The organism is Pantoea sp. Tr-811, assembly GCF_011752535.1.
Lineage (GTDB): Bacteria > Pseudomonadota > Gammaproteobacteria > Pseudomonadales > Pseudomonadaceae > Aquipseudomonas.
On sequence record NZ_VWXJ01000029.1, the window covers coordinates 43,977 to 51,239 of the forward strand.

The 7,263-nt window shown below is 65.2% G+C and carries 5 protein-coding genes; 3 read left to right on the forward strand and 2 right to left on the reverse strand.

The genetic code is table 11. From position 1 onward, the window contains the following. Nucleotides 1-83 precede the first annotated feature (83 nt). Entirely contained in the window at nucleotides 84-2,147 is a 2,064-nt protein-coding gene (locus tag F3J44_RS27910) for a TonB-dependent receptor domain-containing protein (protein ID WP_167069943.1), read from the forward strand. A 3-nt stretch (nucleotides 2,148-2,150) separates the two neighbouring features. Here F3J44_RS27910 and F3J44_RS27915 read toward each other — a convergent pair whose 3' ends face one another. Continuing rightward, nucleotides 2,151-3,215 carry an AI-2E family transporter gene (locus F3J44_RS27915; protein ID WP_167069945.1) on the reverse strand — a complete coding sequence of 355 codons (1,065 nt, stop codon included), beginning with the start codon at nucleotides 3,213-3,215 and terminating at the stop codon, nucleotides 2,151-2,153. 130 nt (nucleotides 3,216-3,345) lie between these two features. Between F3J44_RS27915 and yegQ the strand changes: the two genes are divergently transcribed. Together yegQ and F3J44_RS27925 are read left to right on the forward strand one after the other, a co-directional pair. Beyond that, a complete protein-coding gene (yegQ, locus tag F3J44_RS27920; RefSeq protein WP_167277694.1) occupies nucleotides 3,346-4,680 on the forward strand; it encodes a tRNA 5-hydroxyuridine modification protein YegQ in 1,335 nt (444 codons plus the stop codon). Nucleotides 4,681-4,799: 119 nt separating this feature from the next. Beyond that, entirely contained in the window at nucleotides 4,800-5,813 is a 1,014-nt protein-coding gene (locus F3J44_RS27925) for an alpha/beta fold hydrolase (protein WP_167069950.1), read from the forward strand. Nucleotides 5,814-5,929: 116 nt separating this feature from the next. Here F3J44_RS27925 and zapE read toward each other — a convergent pair whose 3' ends face one another. Continuing rightward, the gene (zapE, locus tag F3J44_RS27930) at nucleotides 5,930-7,042 is read right to left on the reverse strand and encodes a cell division protein ZapE (protein WP_167277695.1); all 1,113 of its coding nucleotides are present in this window, start codon (nucleotides 7,040-7,042) and stop codon (nucleotides 5,930-5,932) included. Nucleotides 7,043-7,263 lie beyond the last annotated feature (221 nt).

The following is a 7,263-nucleotide window of genomic DNA, read 5'->3' on the forward strand; positions in this document are numbered from 1 at the left end:
GCGATAAATCGACATCCTGCGTGCTCTGAGCATGATTTCGCGCGTCACAACGCCGTTGCCCGCCCTTCGCCTGGAGTTGCCCGATGCGTCCCGTTTTGCCCCTGCCGTCATTCCTCGGCCTGTTGGCCTTCGCCAGCGCCAGCCCACAAGCCCTGGCGGCACCCGCCGTGGAGCTGGGCCAGGTGCTGATCAGCGACGAAGCGCAAAGCGAACTGGACGAGGCCCGCGAGAAGCTGCGCACGATTCCAGGCGCCAGCAACCTGGTGGACCTGCAGCACGTGGAGCAAGGCCGAGTGGCCAGCAACGCCGATGTGCTGGCCTACCAACCGGGCGTGTTTGCCCAGTCGGCGGGCAACGATGGCATCAAGTTGTCGATTCGTGGCTCGGGCATCAACCGTGCGCCCGGTGCGCACGGCTCGGGGGTATACACGATGTTCGACGGGTTGCCGCTGACCGGCCCCGGCGGCACCCCCTACGAACTGTTCGAGCCGCTGTGGCTGAGCCGCGCCGAAGTGCTGCGCGGCGCCAACGGCTTTGACCAGGGTTCGCTGGCCCTGGGCGGGGCGATCAATTATGTCACCCACACCGGCTACGATGCCGCACCGCTGCAGGTCCGCTATGAAGTCGGCAGCCGTGGCTACCAGCACCGGCATATCAGCTCCGGGCAGGTACTGGGCAACCTTGACTACTACGTGGCCCTCACCGATTCGGAATACGACGGCTACCAGCGGCACAGCAGCGGCAGTGCGAAAGGCATCGCCGCCAACGTGGGCTACCGCTTCAACCCGAACCTGGAAACGCGCTTCTACCTGCGCTACCGGGAAACCGAGAACGACCTGGCCGGGCGCCTGACCAAGGAGCAGATCAAGCACGACCCGCGGGCTGCCAACCCCGGCTACCTGTCGCGCAACGACAGCCGGCCGCAGCCGGGCAGCACCTGGGTCGGCAACAAGACCACCTTCTACCTCGATGACGATTCGCGTCTGGAGGCCGGGCTGGTCTATCACGACTACCCGATGGACCTGCGCGAAGGTGCCATGCGCCTGAAGGTGGCCTACACCGATGTCAGCGGTACGCTGAACTACCTGCGCCGCGACACCCTGTTCGGCCATGAAAGCAAGACCACCGTCGGCTGGCGTACCACCAAGCACCTGCCCAACAGCGGTGCCTCGCAGTTCTCGCGGGTGGATAACGTGGTGGGCGCCCGCACGCGCGACTTCAGCTACCAGGGCTCGGACACCGTCCTGCACGTGGGCAATGACCTGGAGCTGGTGCCGGACCTGTGGCTGACCACGGGCCTGGCGATGATCTACACCCGCCGCGAGAGCGATGTCACCTACCCGGCCAGTGGCGGCCGGGTGAGCCAGCATGACTGGGACTATGCACCGCGCCTGGGGCTGCGTTACGACATCCGCCCGGACCTGCAGGTGTACGGCAACCTCAGCCGCTCGGTGGAGCCGCCGCACCCATGGTCGCTGGTGTGGAGTGCGCCGGTGACCAACCAGCCGATGAAGATGCAGAACCAGACCGCCACCACCCTGGAGCTGGGTGCCCGTGGCGATTCGGCGCTGGGGCGCTGGGACCTGGCCTGGTACTACGCGCAGGTGCGCCATGAACTGCTCAACGTGGAAGTGGTGCAGGGCCTGCCGTTCAAGGAATTCAACGCCAGCCCCACGGTGCACCAGGGTGTCGAGGCCGGCCTGGACAGCCTTCTGTGGGAGCGCTCCGGCACCGGCAAGCTGAGCCTGCGCCAGGCCTATACCTTCAGCGACTTCCACTACCGCGACGACGACAAGTTCGGCAACAACCGCCTGCCGGGCATTCCCATGCACTACTACCAGGCCGAGCTGCGCTACGACTGGCCGAGCGGGTTCTACGCCGGGGTGAACACGCAGATGGCCTCCAAGGTGCAGGTGGACTACGCCAACAGCTACCACGCCGATGCCTATGCCCTGCTGGGCGCGCGGCTGGGCTGGGACTCGCCCAAGCAAGACTGGCAAACCTGGCTGGACCTGCGCAACCTCACCAACAAGCGTTACGCGGCCACGGTGACCCCGGGCTACGACGATGCCGGGCTGGACGTTGCCCGCTCCACCCCAGGTGAAGGCCTTGGGGTGTATGCAGGGGTTTCCTACAGCTTCCGCTAGCCCTCATTGGGGCAACTGAACCTGCGGCTGGGTGGCCGCGAAGATCGCCCAGCTGGACATGAACAGCGCGGCGATCAGCGGCCCGATCACGAACCCATTGAGCCCGAACACCGCCAACCCGCCCAGGGTCGACAGCAGGATCAGGTAGTCGGGCATGCGCGTGTCCTTGCCCACCAGGATCGGCCGTAGCAAATTGTCCACTAGGCCGATCACCAGCACGCCGAAGGCGGTGAGGATTACCCCGGGCAGTATGGCCCCGGTCAGCAGGAAGTAGGCTGCCACCGGCGCCCAGACGATGCCCGCGCCCACCGCCGGCAGCAGCGACAGAAACGCCATCAACACCCCCCACACCAGCGCACTGGGGATACCCAGTACCCAGAAGATGAAGCCGCCCAGGGCACCCTGGGTAATGGCGACCAGCAGGTTGCCCTTGACCGTGGCCCGCACCACCCGGCTGAACTTCAACTGCAGGCGGCGCTTCTGCTGCTCGGGCAGCGGCACCGCCAGCCGCACCCGGCGCGCCACGTCGGGGCCCTCGCGCAGGAAGAAGAACAACAGGTACATCATGATGCCGAAACTCACCAGGAACTCGAAGGTGCCCTGGCCAAAGCTGAACGCCTGGCTGGCCAGCACCTGGCTGCCTTGGGTCGCCCATTTGCTGATCTTGTCGCGCAGCCCGTCCAGGTTGCCCATGCCCATCTGGTCCAGGCCGTGCTGGGCGAACGCCGGCAGCATGTCTTTGCCCCGCTCGACGTAACCGGCGATGTCCAGTTGACCGCTTTCGATGCGCTGGTACAGCGTGGCGCCCTCCTGCACCAGCAAGGCGCTGGTGATGATCACCGGCAGAATCGCCACCAACAGGCACACCAGGGTGGTGCTGGCGGCCGCCAGGTTGCGCCGGCGGCCAAAGCGAATCACCAGGTGGCGCTGCAGCGGCGCGAACAGGATGGCGAGAATGATCGCCCAGAAGATGGCGCCGTAATACGGCAGCATGATCCACACGAAGGCGATGGTCACCAGCGCCAGGAGTACCGCCAGGGCTTTGTTGTGCAGGGGGTTTGGGTTCATGGCGACTCCTCGACTGTCATGGCTATTAGTGCAGCGCAATCCTGGAAAAGTGCCTTCATAGCCTTGATTCAAATCAATACGGCGCGCAGCGCTGGGCCTTAGCATCCCAGCCTTTTGCCCCGGTGCGCCCATGACCCCTTCCGCCAAGCCCGAACTGCTGGCCCCAGCCGGCACCCTCAAGAGCATGCGCTACGCCTTCGCCTATGGCGCCGATGCGATCTACGCCGGCCAGCCACGCTATAGCCTGCGGGTGCGCAACAACGAATTCGACCACGCCAACCTGGCGCTTGGCATCGCCGAGGCACATGCCCTGGGCAAGCGCTTCTATGTGGTGGTGAACATCGCCCCGCACAATGCCAAGCTCAAGACCTTCCTCAAGGACCTGGCGCCGGTCATCGCCATGGGCCCGGATGCGCTGATCATGTCCGACCCAGGGCTGATCATGCTGGTGCGCCAGCAGTTCCCGCAGATGCCCGTGCACCTGTCGGTGCAGGCGAACACGGTCAACTGGGCCAGCGTGCAGTTCTGGCAGGGGCTGGGCCTGAGCCGGGTGATCCTGTCGCGGGAATTGTCGCTTGAAGAAATCGAGGAGATTCGCCAGCAGGTGCCGGACATGGAGCTGGAAGTGTTCGTGCACGGCGCCCTGTGCATGGCCTATTCCGGCCGCTGCCTGCTGTCGGGCTACCTCAACCGGCGCGACGCCAACCAGGGCAGTTGCACCAACGCCTGCCGCTGGAAGTACCAGGCCAGCCCCGCAGGCGAAGATGCCTGCGGCGACATCGTTCGCCAGGCTGAGCCTACCCTGGGCCTGGGCGCCCCCACCGAGCAGGTGTTCCTGTTGCAGGAAAGCAACCGCCCCGGCACCGAACTGCCAGCCTTCGAAGACGAGCACGGCACCTATATCATGAATGCCAAGGACCTGCGCGCGATCCAGCACGTCGAGCGCCTGGCAGCGATGGGCGTGCACTCGCTGAAGATCGAGGGCCGCACCAAGTCGCACTTCTACTGCGCCCGCGCTGTGCAAGCCTACCGCCAGGCCATCGACGATGCCGCTGCCGGGCGGCCGTTCGACCGGGCCCTGATGGACAACCTCGAATCATTGGCCCAGCGCGGTTACACCGAGGGTTTCCTGCGCCGCCATGTGCACGATGAGTATCAGAACTACCAACGCGGCAACTCCGTGTCCGAGCGCCAGCAGTTCGTGGGCGAGTTGACCGGTGCGCGCATCGATGGCCTGGCCGAGGTCAAGGTGAAGAACCGCTTCGCCGTGGGCGACCACCTGGAATTGATGACGCCACGGGGCAACTACCATTTCGACCTGCACCGCCTGTACAACCGCCAGCAGCAGGCAATCGACGTGGCGCTGGGCGATGGCCACGTGGTGTACCTGCCGATTCCCGAACAGGTCACGCTGGAATACGGCCTGCTGATGCGCGACCTGGACCAGCAACCTCACGGTGCCTGAGCCCCGGCGCGGCAGGGGGCTGCGCTCGAGGTTCATGCTTGGTAACACCTTTAACGTTTAAGGTGCTCCGCTGCCTGTTAAAGTCGCCCTTTCCTACATGGCCCTACACGGAGTTCCCCATGCTGCGCGCAACCGCCCTGGCCCTGGCCTGCCTTGTCGGCGCCCCGGCCATCGCTGCCGAATCGCCCACCTATGGCAAACAGCTCGAAGGCTTCGACTACCCCTACCCCCTCAAGCATTTCGACTTCCTGTCCCAGGGCCAGAACCTGCAGATGGGCTACATGGACATTCCCGCCAAGGGCCAGGCCAATGGCCGCAGCGTGGTGCTGATGCACGGCAAGAACTTCTGCGCCGCCACCTGGGAAACCAGCCTCGCGGCGTTGAGCGAGGCCGGCTACCGGGTCATTGCCCCAGACCAGATCGGTTTTTGCACCTCCAGCAAACCTGCGCATTACCAGTACAGCTTCCAGCAACTGGCGAGCAACACCCATGCGTTGCTCGAACAACTGGGGGTGAAGCAGGCGATCATTCTTGGCCATTCCACCGGCGGCATGCTCGCCACCCGCTACGCGCTGATGTACCCCCAGCAGGTCGAGCGCCTGGCCATGGTCAACCCAATCGGCCTTGAGGACTGGAAGGCCCTGGGTGTGCCTTACCGCACGGTCGACCAGTGGTACGCCCGCGAGCTGAAACTCGACGCCGAGGGCGTGCGCGAGTACGAGCGCAAGACCTATTACGCCGGGCGCTGGAAGCCTGAGTACGAGCGCTGGGTACACATGTTGGTGGGCCTGAACCAGGGACCGGGGCATGAAGCGGTGGCGTGGAACTCGGCGTTGATCTACGACATGATCTTCACCCAGCCGGTGTACCACGAGTTCAAGGACCTGAAGATGCCGACCCTGCTGCTGATCGGCGACCAGGACACCACGGCGATCGGCAGCGACATCGCCCCGCCGGAGGTGAAAGCCAAGCTGGGCAAGTATCAGGAATTGGGGCCGCAGGTGGCCAAGCTGATTCCCCATGCGCAACTGGTGACGTTCGAAGGCATGGGGCATGCACCGCAGATCGAAGAACCGCGGCGCTTCAACCGCACCCTGGTGGAGTGGCTGGGGCAGCCACCGGCTACACGATGACCTTTTCTAAATCGGCGCAAGGCCGGTAGGAGCGAGCAGAGCTCGCGATGGGCTGCCAGGCAGCCCTCAGGGTGCCTGGCACCGGCCTTGCCGGTGATCGCGAGCTTTGCTCGCTCCTACAGGGTCTGGAAACGCTGCAGTTGCATTTCTCGCAGGCGGCTCAGGGTGCGCTGGAACGGGAACGCCAGGTAACCCTGGGTGTAGAGGGCATCGAGCGGAACCTGGGCTTCCAGGTACAGCGCCACGCGGCGGTCGTAGCACTCATCGACCAGGGCGATGAAGCGGCGCACGGCGTCGTCCCTGGGCGACAGCATGGGCAGCTCGCGGTCGCCTGCCTCGACCCGCACGGCTGCGTCCTCCGTACCGCGTGCGATGCGCCCGGGCTGCTGCTGGCCGCCCAGGGCAGGAACGCCTTCGAGCAGGATGGCTGGAAAATCATCGCACAGCGCCATGAAGTCGATGGCGGCCAGGGGTTGCTCGCACAGGTCGGCGAAACGGCACCAGATGGCCTGGGCACTGCGCCGGACCACCCGAATCTGCCGGGCACCGATCTGCAAGGGCTCGGCAGTGCCCGGCTGGCCTGGGCTGAGCTGCTGGAACACGCTTTCAAGGGCGCCGCGCGTGCCGGGCTCGGCCACCCAGTAACGTTTGTGCTCGGCGCCCTGGTGCAGGCGGTGGTCTTGCTCCCCGGCCACGGGCAGCACCTGCATGTGGCGCTCGATGGCGGCGATGGCCGGCAGGAAGCGCTCGCGGTTGAAACCGTCGCGGTACAGCTGCCCAGGGGGCTGGTTGGACGTGGCGACGATCACCACGCCCTGGTCGAACAGTACCTGGAACAGCCGGCCGAGAATGATGGCATCACCGATGTCGCTGACGAACAGTTCATCGAAGCACAGCACACGGATTTCCCTGGCCAGTTCACGGGCCAGTGCTTGCAGCGGGTCGGCGGTGCCGTTGAGCTGGAACAGGCGTTGGTGGACCCAGGCCATGAAATGGTGAAAGTGCTGGCGCCGGGCCGGAACGCCCAGGCAGCGGTGGAACAAGTCCATGAGCCAGGTTTTGCCCCGGCCAACCGGGCCCCAGAGGTAAAGGCCCTGGGGGCGCTTGCCCTGCTCCAGGGCCTGGAAGCAGGCTTGCAGGGCCTGGACGGCACGGGCCTGGGCGGAGTCCTGGGTAAAGCCCTGCTGGGTGAGCGCCTGCAGGTAGAGAGACTGCGGATCGTGGGGCATGACGGTCGGCGTGGCCTGAGGTAACGCTGTAGTCTATACGGGCCTCTTCGCGGGGCAAGCCCGCTCCTACAATGGGCCATCAAACCCAGGCATTTGTAATTAAATGGACTCGCCCCCGCCGAGGCATCACAGTGCCACGGTGGCGTTCTAAGAAGCCAACGGCAGCGAGGGCGAGACCATGAAAAAGTTTACGACGAAACACGATTGTGCGCCTTGTGCAG

Coding starts and splice junctions, on each gene's coding strand:
- F3J44_RS27910 (WP_167069943.1), top strand. CDS start 84: ATGCGTCCCGTTTTGCCCCTGCCGTCATTCCTCGGCCTGTTGGCCTTC.
- F3J44_RS27915 (WP_167069945.1), bottom strand. CDS start 3,215: ATGAACCCAAACCCCCTGCACAACAAAGCCCTGGCGGTACTCCTGGCG.
- yegQ (WP_167277694.1), top strand. CDS start 3,346: ATGACCCCTTCCGCCAAGCCCGAACTGCTGGCCCCAGCCGGCACCCTC.
- F3J44_RS27925 (WP_167069950.1), top strand. CDS start 4,800: ATGCTGCGCGCAACCGCCCTGGCCCTGGCCTGCCTTGTCGGCGCCCCG.
- zapE (WP_167277695.1), bottom strand. CDS start 7,042: ATGCCCCACGATCCGCAGTCTCTCTACCTGCAGGCGCTCACCCAGCAG.